The sequence below is a fragment of the Flavobacterium sp. LM5 genome (assembly GCF_002017945.1).
Taxonomy (GTDB): Bacteria; Bacteroidota; Bacteroidia; order Flavobacteriales; family Flavobacteriaceae; genus Flavobacterium; species Flavobacterium succinicans.
Genome location: NZ_MUFX01000001.1, coordinates 52,921 through 67,483 on the forward strand (window position 1 = coordinate 52,921; position 14,563 = coordinate 67,483).

Consider the following 14,563-nt stretch of genomic DNA (forward strand, 5'->3'; position numbering starts at 1 on the left):
ATACCAAATAGAGAAGAAAAAAGCTACTGAATTAGCAAAAATTTAGGACATAAAAAACCAGAAAAAAACATTTCTATTTATCGTTAGCTTGTAGTCTTTTCACTGTTGCCTTTCGTGAAACCAATAAAGGTACCGCAACTCCTGTGGCTAAAACGATTAAAACAAATAAAGCAGTCAAACCATTATTTAATGCTTCAAAAAAAACTTTCGTGTACTCCGTTGGATCTTTCTCAGAAGTAAGTTTAATTACACCAATCATAGATTTATAAGCAAACAACCCAGGAATCATTGGGATAACCGCTGGAATTGAAAAAGTAACGGGAGGACATTTGAAATTATGGGCTGCAAAAACACTTAAAAAACCAATCAAGCTTGCGCCACAAAGTACCGCTAAGACTATACCGATTTCAAACTCTAACATAAAAAACTTCATCAGTCCACCTAAAGCTCCTATTAAATAAATGGGAAACAAAGCTCTTTTGGGCACATTGAACAACATACCAAAACCAAGTGCAGCACAACCCAACCAAATCCCTTTCTCTAATAATGCAAGTATATCCATGATTTAGAAATTATAAATTAACAATCCCATTAACAACCCTAATGCTATAGCAAACGCTATAATCAACACATTCATCCCTCTGGTAATTCCATTCAAAATATTCCCATCAATTAAATCTGCGACAGCATTCATCATAGGTACTCCGGGAATTAAAAATAAAACAGAAGTAGAAAATGCGTGTATATAAGTAAGCTGCGGATTAAAATAAAAATAAAACCCAGAGACAATTGCGGCCGTAGCTGCTCCAAAAAACACACATAAATAGAAATTAAATTTCATTTTCATGGCTTCTTGTCTAACATAAAGCCCAGAGAACGAAGCCGTAAAGCAAGCTATCATCTCAATAAAATCTCCTCCGGATAGACGACAAAAAGAAGCTCCTGCTAAAGCTACCATTGTCAACACTAAAAATCTAGGATAAAGAGGCTTTCGATTTAAAGTGGTTAATTCTTGATTAACCCGTTCCACACTCCATTTTTCCAAAACAATACGCCAACTCATAATACTTATGTCTGAAATCAAATTGAAATTCAGATGCATGTTTGGCACCCATTTTACATTGGTAAACGTTTTATGCTTATCCTGATAATTCAAGGTGATCATCAAAGCATGATTGGTGATTAAAAGTTCTGAATCGCATCCAAAGGCACGTGCAATTCTACTAATAGTAACCTTAATTCGTTCGGTGTTGGCACCTGAGACCATTAACATCGACCCAATTTCTAGGAGCATCTCTCCCAACTCATATTTACTTACTTTTACTACTTCGTCCATGATTATTTAAATATAGAGTATCAAAATTACCTTATTTTGAAAGTCCTTTAAATAAACTTGCCTTTTATTTCACAAAATTAACAACCGCAATCGATAGAACATGAAAAACACAAGGAATTTATTAGTAAGATTTTAGTATATTTTTAACAATCAAAAAGGCACTACAATTACTTGCAGCGCCTTTTTGAATCATTAATAGCTTGTACTTATTTCACTTCAACAGGAAATCGCACCTCAGCATCGGTTGCTCCACCAGCATTGGTAATATCGCCTGTAGCTACTCCAGCAGCATTTTTATTAGGTTCGTGTTTCAAAGTAACCACGATAGTTCCAGTTGTTGGAGTAGTTCCCGTTTTTAAGGTAAAAACTAAACCAATCGGCTTTCCATCCTCATCTAGATCACCATAGGCAAAGGTACCGATAGCCGTTGGTGCTTGATAAAACAATTGATGCTCATCACCTTCTTCTTGTACCTCAGCAGTAATATCATCAGCTGGGCTTACGCTTTCGTTCAAGATTGTAGTCCTACCATTATAGGTTGTATTGGCCGTTAAATTTCCAGACACCGTGACCACTGGCTTATTAGGCCCATCTCCATCCAGATCTACCGATTTTAAGGTTATTACACTGCTACCAGCCGTAAGTGTTGTGGTTACTGTGGTGATTAATTCTTCTTCATTCACTACTTCGGGATCGTCGTTGTTACAAGAAGAAAAAGAAAGGATTGTTACTATTGCTAAGGCTAAAAGTTTTAAATTTTTCATTGGCTTGAATTTAATAATTGAATTTGATTTGAATTTGAAAATTTCGCCCAACTTCATCTGCAAAGAAGCGTTGGCGATTCAGATAATCTCTATACTTTGTATTGAATATATTTTGCACGGAAAAAGCAAGGGTCGTTTGGGTTTTAGGAAACCATTGCAGTTGCATTTCTGAATAAAAATGGAGCAAATGATAACCTGGAGGCGGTGTACTTATATCTAATATCGCTGGCTGTGAATTGTTATTAGCATCAATCAGATTGACCTCAAAATTATTGTTAGGAAATTGAGATTGTCTAAAAACCACTTCGCTTTTTAACTCTAGAACTAACTGGTTCCATTCTTTTTTTCTCCATTCGATAGTATTAGTAAAATGAAAAGGAGGAATATCAATTAGTGCCTCGTTGTTATCAAGATCGTTACCCTTAATGTAGGCCATAGTCAAACGATGTTGCCATTGCGGCGACAATGTCCAATTGGTTTGCACATCTACACCGCCCAAAAGAGCTTGCGTTTGCTGGTATTCCCAAACTGGGAAAGCGCCTCTAATAGTAGTCTCCGCACCGATGGGACGCAAAAAAATATAATTTTTCACTGTATGTACAAACGGATTGATGGATAATGAAAAGTCTTGCCATGATTTCTGTACCGTCGACGACAATTTAAGGGATTCTTCTTTTTTTAAAGACAAATCGCCTAATTCAATAACACCTGTTGAATGATGCAAACCATCGCTAAAAAACTCTGAAGGATTTGGGTTTCTAATTGCCAAACTTAAGTTCGTGTACCATTCCAAATTTGCAGCAAAGGTCTTTTTAAACCCTACGCTGGCGGAGAAATTATGAAAAGTAAAACTTGGCTTAGCCAAAATTTGATTACCCTCTTCTTTGACTTCAAATTCAGGAAAAAGCGTATCATAGCCTCTTTCTTCCCATCTGGATTTAAGATAAAACTTAGCGGCATTGACACTTGAAAAATCATATCGTAAACCTGCATCCAAAACCAAACCATCAGACAAATCTACACTAGCCACACTGTATACTCCAGCATCTAGCTTCTCGTAATTCGGAATCAACGGACGAATACCTGTAGCTGGACTGGCAAAATTATTTTGAAATCCAGCACTTAGTCCTGACTTCAATTGCCAATCGTGATACGCTTTTTTGAAATCAACCGATAAATTATGGCTACTCAATTCCAAATCCAAGGCTGCGACATTTTTAAAATCGCCTCTACGCACATCAAACTCTAAACGCTTATTGAACTGAAAAGCATATTGAGCTGCCAATGATGCTGTTTCGTCAAAATAATAGTTATAATTTATTTTGGCCAAATGATGTTGAACTTGTTGTTTTGGATTATCAATAGCATAGGTAAAATCGTTGATTACCGACGGCCGTAAATTATTGATGGAAGTATACAAATCATTGACACTTCCGGTATGAGACGCACTCAAAATTCCAATAGTGGTTTGATACAAACTATAATAGGCCGACACAAAATACTTATCGGCTGTGTATTTTATTTCTCCCGTGAAATTACCTTCTCTGTTACCTGTATTTGACAAAACATAATTTGGTGCCTGACGATCTCCCATGTATTTGAAGGTTGCCAATGCGTTCCAACTCCATCCCAACTCATTGCCTTTGTGAACGCTAGTCGTTACTGATCCGCTACGACCGTTCGAAGCAAAATTGAACATGGTTCTACCAAATAAGGTGTCTTTTTTGACTTGCATAGGTTCAAGAATGACCAATCCACCCACGGCATCGCCTCCATATTGCAAACCCGAAGCGCCTTTAATGACACTAATTTTTGCTGCCGCATTCACATCAAAATTAGGGGCATGCTCCGCTCCCCATTCTTGATCTTGCATCCGAACATTATTATTGATAATAGGGACTCTACTTCCAAACATACCGTTAACTATAGGTTTAACCACAGTACTTCCGGTTTTTAGTCCGGAGACTCCAGCTACTTCTTGTAACACATCGCCCAATGATTGGTTGCTAAACTTTTCAATCGTAGCACTTTTTACTTTTTGTTCAACCGATGATGCGTTGGCGCCACTATTCTTTTGTTGTACCAATACTTCATACAAAGCCTCGGTATTTTGTTTCATTACAAAATTAAATTGCGCATCGGCAGTAACATTGATCAAAGTATCTATCGTTTGATAGCCGACATAGGACACTGAAACTTTCAACTTACCCGAAGGCAAATTTTTAATTTCATACAATCCTTTTTTGTTGGTGTTTACCGTTTTATTACCAATATGTACGTGACAGCCCTCAAGGCTTTTTTTCGTTTCAGTAGTAATGGTACCGCTGACTTTGTTTTGTGAAAAAACAACAGCAGTAAACCAAAAGAACATGAAAACGCTATAGCTTTTTGCTTGCATTTTTATATCCAAAAAATTAAAATAAGAGAGATTAAAATCATTTTCAAGAACTGAAAATGACGCAATAAAAACTATGCTTGCGGGGGCGCGCGTAAAGCAAATAGACTTCCCGAATAGCAAACTACTTTGGAAGCTACATAAAACGACACCTCATTCGGTATCGTTATGATGGTATCCGTATCCCAAAAAAGAATGGAAACTGGCAAAAAACTACTAATAGAAAAGGCGCATACCGTACAAGACTCCGTATAATGATGCGCATGTGTAATTTGCTTTGTAGAAGGATCGCTATCATGATGACATACCACCACATTCAACTGCTCCAATAAATGGGAATAGCTGTGCTTGGTTTGAAAAACCATAGTTGCCAATAAAATCAGCAAAAGGATTCGTGATATGAAAGCTTTGTTTTTCATGAACTGCAAATGTAAAGAAAACAATTGAAAAAGTTACTTTAAAAAAAACACCCTCGCCCCAAACACTTTAGCGATACAATAGCACCCGAAACAAGGCCTTAATGAAAGGCATTTTAGGACACTTCCAAATCACTTGTAAGTCTTCAATGAAAGTAGTGTCTTCGTCTAAAAATTTAAAAATCAAACTAGGTGTTCCTTTTTGAAATAATTTCGAAAAAATATGACTACCTATGGCATTATTCCGATGCAAGATATCTAACAGCAACAGATCATACCACCAAAATTTGTTGCGTTTTCCAAACAAAGTAAATGGCTGTTCATTTTGCAAAAAAGCCACCAAAGCCTCCGATTTTTTGTCTGCATTTTTAAAAGTGTAGCCCGTGCTGGCTTTGGTCCAACCTCCAGCGGTACCGATGTGTAACACATTTTTAGTATTCCATTTCCAAAACGGATAGCTGGTCATTGGAATACTGCCTTGCTCCTTTTCAATAATAGTGTAATCGGTAACTCCCAATTGCGCAAGGTACTTTTGTATTTCTGCTTCATATTCTTGTTTCGGCAACAATTGTGACGAAAAAAGCGTATACTCCACCAACGCCTGATGGGCAGTAGTTGGCAACACATACATAAAACGAGTATTGTCTTTTTGTGCTACCGAAAAGTCCATAAAAGTAGGTTTTTCGGGTGTAAAAACAGCTTCTTTGGTTTGTACTACCCATCCAATAAAATGCTGTTGCAACACCGGATACTTTTGCTGTTTGGCTACAAGTTCAGGATGGTAGATACTATTAAACAAGCGCTTTCCGTAATAAACCGTTTGGTTAGTTTTGACAAAAATTTGCTGCTCGGTTTCTTCAATGGCAACTACTTTTTCGGATACGAAAGTTACATTGGAGTGTTGACGCAAACTAGACAAAACCTGTTGGTAGAAATCGATTCCACGAATCATTTGGTATTGGTAAGGCGACAAAACCAAATCACGATCAAACGATTGACAGCCAAAATGAGCTACGTCCCAATGTTTTGACACCGAAGGCTCCCACTGCGTTGGCTCAGTAGACCAAAAACACCAAGTTCGATCATTGCTGTCTTTGGGTTGTTCATCGAGCAACAAAATGGTTTTTTGAGCAAAAAAAGGCAATTGCACCATTTTGTATACTGTCATCAAAGCGGCTAGCCCTGTTCCTGCAAAAATATAATCGTAATTGTGTGACTCGTTTTGTACCATGCGTCAAAAATAAAGAATTATACACTACCTAACGAGCATTTATCATAATTGCCATTCCTTTACTCTTGGATTAATTGTAAAAAAAGCGCTACTAATCTGTGCTTATCTGAGAAACCGATAGCTTTAAAACACAACATCAAATTTTAACCATTATTAGCTTCTTGTTGCTCATAACAACGATTTACGAGTACAAGAAACATCCTAACGTTAAAAATTCTTTTTCTTAGACAAAAATCATAGTAAAGTTAGTATTTTTGAATTTTACTAATAAATAATTTGGTTGTCATGAAATATCATCAAATAAACAGTGGGCTTTTTGTAAAAAACAGAGAAAAATTCACTGCTCAAATGAAACCGAAAAGCGTAGCGGTTTTTAATTCAAACGACATATATCCTGTTTCTGCCGATAGCACTTTACCTTTTGCACAACATAGAGATATTTTCTATTTATCTGGTGTAGATCAAGAAGAAAGCATTTTGTTATTATTCCCAGATGCGCCATACGAACACTTGAAAGAAATCCTTTTCTTGAGAGAAACCAATGAGCACATTGCAATTTGGGAAGGCGAAAAACTAACCAAAGAACGTGCGTTTCAGGTATCAGGAATCAAAACAGTTTTTTGGCTACAAGATTTTGACAAAACCTTGAAAGAAATTATGATGTATGCCGAAGTGATGTACATCAACACCAACGAACACTATCGTTCAGCCGTAGAAACCGAAACCCGTGAAGACCGTTTTATCAAAAAATGGAAAGCACAATATCCAGCGCATACCGTAGCCAAAAGCAACCCAATTTTGCAACGCATTCGCTCCATAAAAGAAACCGAAGAAATCGATTTAATCCAACAAGCGTGTAACATCACCGAAAAAGGGTTCCGTCGTTTGCTTTCTTTTGTGAAGCCCAACGTAATGGAATATGAAGTCGAAGCCGAATTGATTCACGAGTTCGTTCGCAACCGTTCCAAAGGGTTTGCCTACACTCCCATTATTGCTTCGGGAAACAATGCCAATGTATTGCATTACATCGAAAACAACCAACAATGCAAAGCGGGCGACTTGCTTTTACTAGATGTAGCGGCAGAATACGCCAATTATTCAAGCGACTTAACCCGTACCATACCAGTTTCTGGACGCTATTCTGAAAGACAAAAAGCGGTGTACAACGCAGTTCTTCGTGTGAAAAACGAAGCTACAAAAATGCTTACTCCGGGTACCCTTTGGAAACAATACCACGTAGAAGTGGGCAAAATTATGACTTCTGAATTATTAGGTTTAGGTCTGATTGACAAAGCCGACGTTCAAAACGAAAATCCTGATTGGCCAGCTTACAAAAAATATTTTATGCACGGGACTTCGCACCATATGGGACTCGACACACACGATTACGGATTGCTCCACGAACCAATGGAAGCCAATATGGTGTTTACCGTAGAACCTGGAATTTATATTCCTGCCGAAGGTTTCGGTATCCGAATTGAAGACGATGTGGTGATTCAAAAATCAGGAGAACCGTTCAATTTGATGCGTAACATTCCGATTGAAGCAGACGAAATCGAAAGCTTAATGAACGCTTAAAAATAGAACACGTATTACACTAATTCTCGCGAAAAAGTAGAATTCAAAATAAATACAACTAACGGCATCTGTTCTGGATGCCATTTTTTTTATGCCAAAAAATGTAACATTTCAATTTAACCACTTACTAATTCCTTAAACCCTAAAACACAAAATCATGATAGCACACGAAATAGATTACCATATTTATGGCGAAGAAATGCAATATGTAGAAATAGAACTCGACCCACAAGAAATTGTCATTGCCGAGGCGGGAAGTTTTATGATGATGGACAATGGCATCCAAATGGAAACCATTTTCGGAGACGGTTCCCAACAACAAACAGGTTTGTTTGGCAAATTACTAAGCGCAGGAAAAAGAGTTTTAACAGGAGAAAGTCTGTTCATGACTGCCTTTATCAATCAAAATTACAACAAAAGCAAAGTCTCCTTTGCCTCACCTTATCCCGGAAAAATCATTCCAATTGATTTGAGACAATTTAGCGGAAAATTTATTTGCCAAAAGAACGCATTCCTTTGCGCTGCCAAAGGCGTAGCTGTTGGTATTGAATTCTCCAAAAAGTTAGGTACAGGCCTGTTTGGTGGCGAAGGTTTCATCATGCAAAAATTAGAAGGCGACGGAATGGCTTTCGTACATTCAGGCGGAACTTTAGCCAAAAAAGAATTACAACCTGGCGAAATCCTCAAAGTAGACACCGGCTGTATCGTAGGTTTCACCCAAGATGTCGATTATGATATCGAGTTTATTGGCGGCATCAAAAACTCTCTTTTCGGTGGCGAAGGCTTGTTTTACGCGACTTTGCGTGGCCCTGGAACTGTATATGTTCAATCGCTTCCGTTCTCTAGATTGGCCGATCGTATCATCGCTTCAGCCCCAAGAAACGGTGGCAATAGCCGTGAAGAAGGCAGCATTTTAGGCGGACTCGGCAGTATCCTCGACGGCGACCGACGCTTTTAAGCACAACTCAAACGTTCAAAAAACACCATACCCCAAAACGACAAATTTTGGGGTATTTTTTTTAGGAGCAATACCCATAGGGATTTTTTACAAACATCGTCCCGCTTTCCGCTACAATCTTTTTTTACACCTGACAGGTTTTATAAACCTGTCAGGTGTAAAAAAAGGATTTCCACTGCAATCGGGGCTAAAAACCAACATTTGGCTTTATTAAGTTACATTTTGAATTCAAAAAAGTCGAAAAACCATCTTTAAAACAAAATCTGAATTATAGGTATTTACTTTATTAAAGGAAGCTGAATCTAAGGCAAAGGGTTTTGTCAACTATTTTTTCTCACATCATTATCTTGTCTTGTTCTATTAATTATTGTGTTTTTGCGTTAGGGATTATTTCACTCATACTATTTTCATAGGAGCTCAGTGAACTTCGTTTGAAGTGGAAATCCTTTTTGAGGCTTTTTCTGCCTCAAAAAGATTGCAACGAAAGGAGCCCGACCCTTGTGGTAACGCCCAAATCATGAGATTTAAAATTTGTAGTTTCTTGTAGTTTTGAGCAAAAAAAATACCCCAAACTAGATTGTTCGGGGTATTGTATTGGGGAATATAAAAACTTGACGAATTTTAAAATCTATTCTTTAAAAGCATTCCAGCCTCTAGCTTTCAATTCAATTTTAGTATTGGCGCGTGTTACCAAGTGAATGCCTTCGTTGGCTTCGGTCATGTGGCCAATAATGGTAAAGTTGGGATTGCCTTTAATTTTGTCAAAATCCGTAATTGGAATAGTGAACAGCAATTCGTAATCTTCGCCTCCATTGATGGCAATGGTGGTACTGTCGATGTTGAATTCTTCGCACACGGAGATAAATTGTGGATCCAATGGCAATTTGTCTTCATACAAATTACAACCTACCTTGGACTGTTTGCACAAATGCATGATTTCGGAAGAAATTCCATCCGAAACATCAATCATCGCTGTAGGTTTGATCTCTAGCGCATGCAATAATGTTCGGACATCCGTTCTTGCTTCAGGTTTGAGTTGTCGTTCAATCAAATACGTATAAGCGTCTAAATCGGGTTGCGAATTGGGGTTGACTTGGAACACTTGCTTCTCGCGCTCTAGCACTTGTAAGCCCATGTAGGCTGCGCCAATATCGCCTGTTACCACTAGCAAATCGGTGGCAGTAGCTCCATTTCGGTATACAATTTCATTTTCATCGGCTTCGCCTAATGCCGTAATACTGATAATCATTCCTTTTTGAGACGAAGTGGTATCTCCTCCAACTACATCTACTTTGTACTCTTGGGCAGCACGGGCAATTCCGTCATACAATTCTTCCAAAGCCTCTAAAGGAAAACGATTGGACACGGCTACCGAAACTGTAATTTGGGTAGGTTTGGCGTTCATGGCACAAATGTCGGATAGATTGACCACTACGGCTTTGTATCCTAAATGTTTTAGAGGCATATAGGCCAAATCAAAATGCACGCCTTCAATCAACAAATCGGTAGATACTAGTGTTTTTCGAGTGCCAAAATCTAAAACGGCTGCATCGTCACCAATTCCTTTTACAGTAGAGTCTTGCGTAATTTCGAATTTTTGGGTTAAGTGATCGATTAATCCAAATTCTCCTAACTGATCAATACTAGTGCGTTGTGGGTTTTTATCTTCAATCATGTTCAACTATTATTTTAAAAAAAGCAAAGGTACGAAGATGTTGCACTAATTTCAGTGGCTATTGCAAGGGTTTATGCAACTAATCGTTTTTCTTTGGTTGCAACAGCGTTTATCGTTTCATACTAAAATGCGCTTTAAACACTTGTTGTTCTCCATTTAAAAGATACGTTACTTGAAACCAATAATCGGTCGATGGCAAGGGCTGGCCGTTGTAATTCCCATCCCATCCTGCACTTGAGGGTTTGATTTCTTTTATGAATTTTCCGTAGCGATCAAAGATTTGAATAACCGCATCGGGTTGAAATGCCAAATCCAAGATGTTCCAAGTATCATTAAAACCATCATTATTGGGAGTGAAAAATTTTGGATATTTCAACACATTGGCTACTAAAATACGATCGTCACAGCCTCCTTTGACGTCTTTGATGGTAACGGTATGGGCTCCCGAATCAACATCATAAAAAACTGTTCCTGTTTGAAAATTGCCATCGTCTAGTTTAAATTCATAGTTGCCCAATCCATTGGTTACTGTTACTATAATATCGATAGTATTGGTAAAAGCATTAGACACCGTCAAGGCGGCTTCGGCCGGGCTAGACTTCTCGACGGTATACGTCACGGGATTAAAACCACAATCAGCGCCAACACTTGGACTTATTTTTTGACTTTGCATAGTATACACTCCTTCTTGAGTTGTTGAATAGTCAACGCCCGAACCCACTTTTGCCCCTGACAGATACCAATCCACATTATAGTCATTCGGATCTAATCCTGAGGTCAACAAAGCGGGTTGTAATACATTGCCCGACTGAAAATCAACACAAACAAAAGCCCGCTGAGGCGCTAGATTTTTTAAAGGAAATACTGTGATTTCAAAAGAAACCTCTGAGAAACAGTTGGGATTCGTCGCAACAGCAGCGTAAATATACATTTGTTGACTTGCTCTAATCACGTCACCAGCCTGATACGATGTACCTCCTTTATTTGCATTTGAATAATAAGCCCCAATACTCAAAGGTGGTAAAACATAGCTAGCACAAGCCGTAACATTTGCTACAGGCTGAAGTATAGGAGTTGTCGAAATATTCACCATGAAGGAGGTTTCACTCGTGCAAGTGATCCGATTACCCACCTCAGCAAAAACATATATTTTTTGTGTGGTGTTCAAAACGGTACCCACCGCAATTGGGTCTTTACCATTTGGGCTTAAAAAATACCCTCCGACAGTTAAAGACGGTAAGGTATAACTATCACAAGCATTGACATCAGCGAATGTTCCTACATCCACTTGTTTGATATTAATCTTAAAAAAAGATTCATTATCACATGCACTAAAATCGCTCCATTCATTGTAGATAAAAAGTGTTTGCGAAGTAGTAATCACTGTACCCTCTGTAAGCATAGTACCTACTCCTTTACTACCTCCAGTAGCTGTGTAATAGTTACCGTTGGCTAATCTGGGTAATGTAAAACTTGTACAAGAAATTATATCGGTGAAATTATCAACAATAGGACGTGGTCTAATCTCAATGGCAAAAGCATGTTCGTTGTTGCAATCTGGACTGGAAGCAAAAACATACAACCTTTGATTTTGTGTAATAGGAGTTCCTGCTTGTACTTGGTTTCCTCTTCCGTTGGGTAAGGTGTAATAGTTTCCATTGGTTAAAGCTGGCAAAATATATTCTTCACAAGCCAACACATCATTAGGTGTATCAATGAGGGGCAAGGGTTTTATAGTGATGTCTATATTGATGGTATCGGTACAATTGGGCGTAGTGGTAGTAGTTGCAAAAAAATAAACCGTTTGAGAAGTGACAATTTGGGTTCCAGCAGGAATGGCATTGCCTTGACCTCTGGGCTGATCATAATATCCACCAACTGAAAGAGGAGGCAAGGTATACCCTCCACAACGGCTAACCGGTCCAAATACGGAGGGATCAATAATTACAATTCTGAATGAGGTTTCATTAGAACATTGTCCATCGTTAGTAAATATGTAAATGGTTTGAGTTGAAGTGATAGTGGTTCCTGAAGACAAAATTGTTCCGTTTCCTCCCGGTTGTGTGTAATAGTTTCCATTTATTATGGTAGGCAATACATACGAATTGCAGGTTACCACATCTGCTAATTGCTCCACAAGCGGCAGTGGAAAGACGGTAATGGCCACCGCTTCATCTCTACAAACTATTCCATTAACTACAGCATAGTAAAAAATAGTTTGACTTGTATTCAAAACGGTTCCTGCGGGCAAAAGGCTTCCTCCACCTCCCGCTTGGGTATAAAAGTCACCCACAAGTACATCTGGAACAACATATTGCCCACACCCTTCTCTCAAAAAAGACAAATCATATACCAAAGTGACCATAAATGAAGTTTCATTACTACAAATAGAATTGGGTGACGGATCGTTGTATATATAATAAGTCCCCGATGCAGTGATCACATCGCCAATATTGAGTTGTGTTCCTGTAGCATTTGGACCTGTATAGTACTTTCCATTGGTAATACTCGGTAATGTATAGCTATCACAGGCAATGACATCCGCTAACCGATCCACATTCGCCAAGGGAATAGCAATGACATCAAAGGTTACTGTGGCATAGCATCTGGACTCATTGTTGCTTTCTACACGTACCCAAATAGCAAGGGGTGATCTAGCCAACGTCATGATAAAATTCCTGGGATTACTAATGCTATTGGTTTTATTGTTGGCGTCGATTAAATTAAAATAATAGGACAACGTATAGTCGCTTGCAGGTAATCCATTTAAAATACTACTAGCATTAGTGGTTAAATCAACGGGGATTCGTCCATTTGCAGTATCGCACACTTTAATCTCAGGCGGATTGATAATATTTAGTGGAGCTGTAATTTGTAGTTCAAACGAAACCAAATCATTACAAAGTGTGTTATTGGTAATATGAATGGGTTTGATGTATATCGTTTTGTTGGCTGAAGTGATATAGTTGGTCCATTGGTTAGCTGGAATTGCAGGTCCGTTGGCATTGGCATTAGCCAAGGAGTCAAAATACAAAAGCGAATAAGCCGCAGGATCTAATCCTAATGCAGCAGCATTATTTTGAGTTAAATCGAAAGGGTAACTTGTACTGGCATTATAGCAATTAATCAAGTCTTTTGGAGGAAGTAAAGCCAATTCGAAAACAGTCACTTCATCTTGTATAACACATCCCGAAAGAGTCGCTGTAACGCCATAGGTTCCCGCTTGAGTTACGGTCAAAGTGGCACTAGTCTCGCCTGTTAGTTCAGCACCATTTAATGTCCATTTATAATTATAATTTCCAACTAAATCCGACTGAAGCAGTAGTTGCTCTCCTTTGCAAAGGATTTGATCTGGCCCTAAGTTCATCGATGTTTTAAAACTACCGCCTTTAATAAAAACTGCCGAATCATAATTGCTATCGTTGTAATCGCCTATGGCTAATTTAATTTGATACGTCCGATTCGGAACTACAGTTGCTGAGGCGGTTAACACCTTGGTTTCGCCTCGCATATTCATTAAAGAAGTAGTAGAATTACCAACATTATAATTATCAAAAAAAGAAGCATTGGCCGAAACACAAGAGGAATTGTACCGATTATCTCGAATATTTAAAACGGATACCGCTTGATTTGTTTGGGGAAGTACTGCCAAATTAGTGGAAATACCAGTAGTAAGATCCGTCAATATAAAACCAAAAACATCGCTAAAACCACATTGAAACTCGCCATATTCGTTAGACGCAAACAAAAAATCAAAACTAAAATTACTGGACACTGGTGTAAAATCAAATTGAATAAAACTCACATCTGTAATAGGTGTAATTTGCCCGTTGCTATTACTAATCGTTTGCAAATCTGGATCACCATTGGTATTTAACTGACTACTCTCGTTGACGCCAGTATACGTTCCCTCGGTGTGCTTAGCGATTCCATTTCTAATAATAATACCCTCTTGAAACGGAAAATTAGGGTTTGAACTTATAAACTTCCCGATCCCTAAACGTGATGAAAATTTGAAGTTGCTCTCCTCAGCGCAAGCATTTTGCAACAATTCATTTCTAACCAATTCAGGAATACTCAGCGTGGTCGTATCCACAACGATGCCCTGCGACCAAGAGTGTGCCGAACAAAATAATAAAACAAGAAATAGAGCTTTTCTCATCATTCTGAATGTTTTATTTGGGTTAGACAAATATACAAATCAAAACGT

At 38.3% G+C, this 14,563-nt stretch carries 10 protein-coding genes; 2 read left to right on the plus strand and 8 right to left on the minus strand.

Annotation, left to right across the window (positions count from 1 at the left end):
* Positions 1–73: 73 nt before the first annotated feature.
* The 6 genes from BXU11_RS00255 to BXU11_RS00280 form a co-directional block, all read right to left on the minus strand.
* Complete coding sequence (locus BXU11_RS00255; protein WP_024979977.1) at positions 74–562, minus strand: threonine/serine exporter family protein; 489 nt, start codon at positions 560–562, stop codon at positions 74–76.
* A gap of 3 nt (positions 563–565) precedes the next feature.
* A complete protein-coding gene (locus BXU11_RS00260; protein ID WP_024979976.1) occupies positions 566–1,336 on the minus strand; it encodes a threonine/serine exporter ThrE family protein in 771 nt (256 codons plus the stop codon).
* A gap of 206 nt (positions 1,337–1,542) precedes the next feature.
* Positions 1,543–2,100 (minus strand): type 1 periplasmic binding fold superfamily protein, encoded by a 558-nt coding sequence (locus BXU11_RS00265; protein WP_078211990.1) that lies wholly within the window; start codon positions 2,098–2,100, stop codon positions 1,543–1,545.
* Between the two features lie 10 nt (positions 2,101–2,110).
* On the minus strand, positions 2,111–4,498 hold the full coding sequence (locus BXU11_RS00270) for a TonB-dependent receptor domain-containing protein (protein WP_223253637.1): 2,388 nt from the start codon (positions 4,496–4,498) through the stop codon (positions 2,111–2,113).
* Between the two features lie 71 nt (positions 4,499–4,569).
* Positions 4,570–4,914, minus strand: a complete 345-nt coding sequence (locus tag BXU11_RS00275) for a hypothetical protein (RefSeq protein WP_078210588.1) — start codon at positions 4,912–4,914, stop codon at positions 4,570–4,572.
* 67 nt (positions 4,915–4,981) lie between these two features.
* Positions 4,982–6,142 (minus strand): lycopene cyclase family protein, encoded by a 1,161-nt coding sequence (locus BXU11_RS00280; protein ID WP_078210589.1) that lies wholly within the window; start codon positions 6,140–6,142, stop codon positions 4,982–4,984.
* A gap of 285 nt (positions 6,143–6,427) precedes the next feature.
* Here BXU11_RS00280 and BXU11_RS00285 point away from each other — a divergent pair, with 285 nt between their 5' ends.
* Positions 6,428–7,720: an aminopeptidase P family protein gene (locus BXU11_RS00285; RefSeq protein ID WP_024979971.1), complete on the plus strand. Its 1,293-nt coding sequence runs from the start codon at positions 6,428–6,430 to the stop codon at positions 7,718–7,720.
* Between the two features lie 157 nt (positions 7,721–7,877).
* Entirely contained in the window at positions 7,878–8,678 is an 801-nt protein-coding gene (locus BXU11_RS00290; RefSeq protein ID WP_078210590.1) for a TIGR00266 family protein, read from the plus strand.
* A 628-nt stretch (positions 8,679–9,306) separates the two neighbouring features.
* Here BXU11_RS00290 and thiL read toward each other — a convergent pair.
* Positions 9,307–10,353 (minus strand): thiamine-phosphate kinase, encoded by a 1,047-nt coding sequence (thiL, locus tag BXU11_RS00295; RefSeq protein ID WP_078210591.1) that lies wholly within the window; start codon positions 10,351–10,353, stop codon positions 9,307–9,309.
* Between the two features lie 109 nt (positions 10,354–10,462).
* Positions 10,463–14,518, minus strand: a complete 4,056-nt coding sequence (locus BXU11_RS00300; protein WP_078210592.1) for a T9SS type B sorting domain-containing protein — start codon at positions 14,516–14,518, stop codon at positions 10,463–10,465.
* Between the last annotated feature and the right edge of the window lie 45 nt (positions 14,519–14,563).

What these genes read in the sequence shown, in the direction of transcription:
- BXU11_RS00255 (WP_024979977.1), bottom strand. Translation starts at nt 562, where the DNA reads ATGGATATACTTGCATTATTAGAGAAAGGGATTTGGTTGGGTTGTGCT.
- BXU11_RS00290 (WP_078210590.1), top strand. Translation starts at nt 7,878, where the DNA reads ATGATAGCACACGAAATAGATTACCATATTTATGGCGAAGAAATGCAA.
- BXU11_RS00270 (WP_223253637.1), bottom strand. Translation starts at nt 4,498, where the DNA reads ATGCAAGCAAAAAGCTATAGCGTTTTCATGTTCTTTTGGTTTACTGCT.
- BXU11_RS00260 (WP_024979976.1), bottom strand. Translation starts at nt 1,336, where the DNA reads ATGGACGAAGTAGTAAAAGTAAGTAAATATGAGTTGGGAGAGATGCTC.
- BXU11_RS00275 (WP_078210588.1), bottom strand. Translation starts at nt 4,914, where the DNA reads ATGAAAAACAAAGCTTTCATATCACGAATCCTTTTGCTGATTTTATTG.
- thiL (WP_078210591.1), bottom strand. Translation starts at nt 10,353, where the DNA reads ATGATTGAAGATAAAAACCCACAACGCACTAGTATTGATCAGTTAGGA.
- BXU11_RS00265 (WP_078211990.1), bottom strand. Translation starts at nt 2,100, where the DNA reads ATGAAAAATTTAAAACTTTTAGCCTTAGCAATAGTAACAATCCTTTCT.
- BXU11_RS00280 (WP_078210589.1), bottom strand. Translation starts at nt 6,142, where the DNA reads ATGGTACAAAACGAGTCACACAATTACGATTATATTTTTGCAGGAACA.
- BXU11_RS00300 (WP_078210592.1), bottom strand. Translation starts at nt 14,518, where the DNA reads ATGATGAGAAAAGCTCTATTTCTTGTTTTATTATTTTGTTCGGCACAC.
- BXU11_RS00285 (WP_024979971.1), top strand. Translation starts at nt 6,428, where the DNA reads ATGAAATATCATCAAATAAACAGTGGGCTTTTTGTAAAAAACAGAGAA.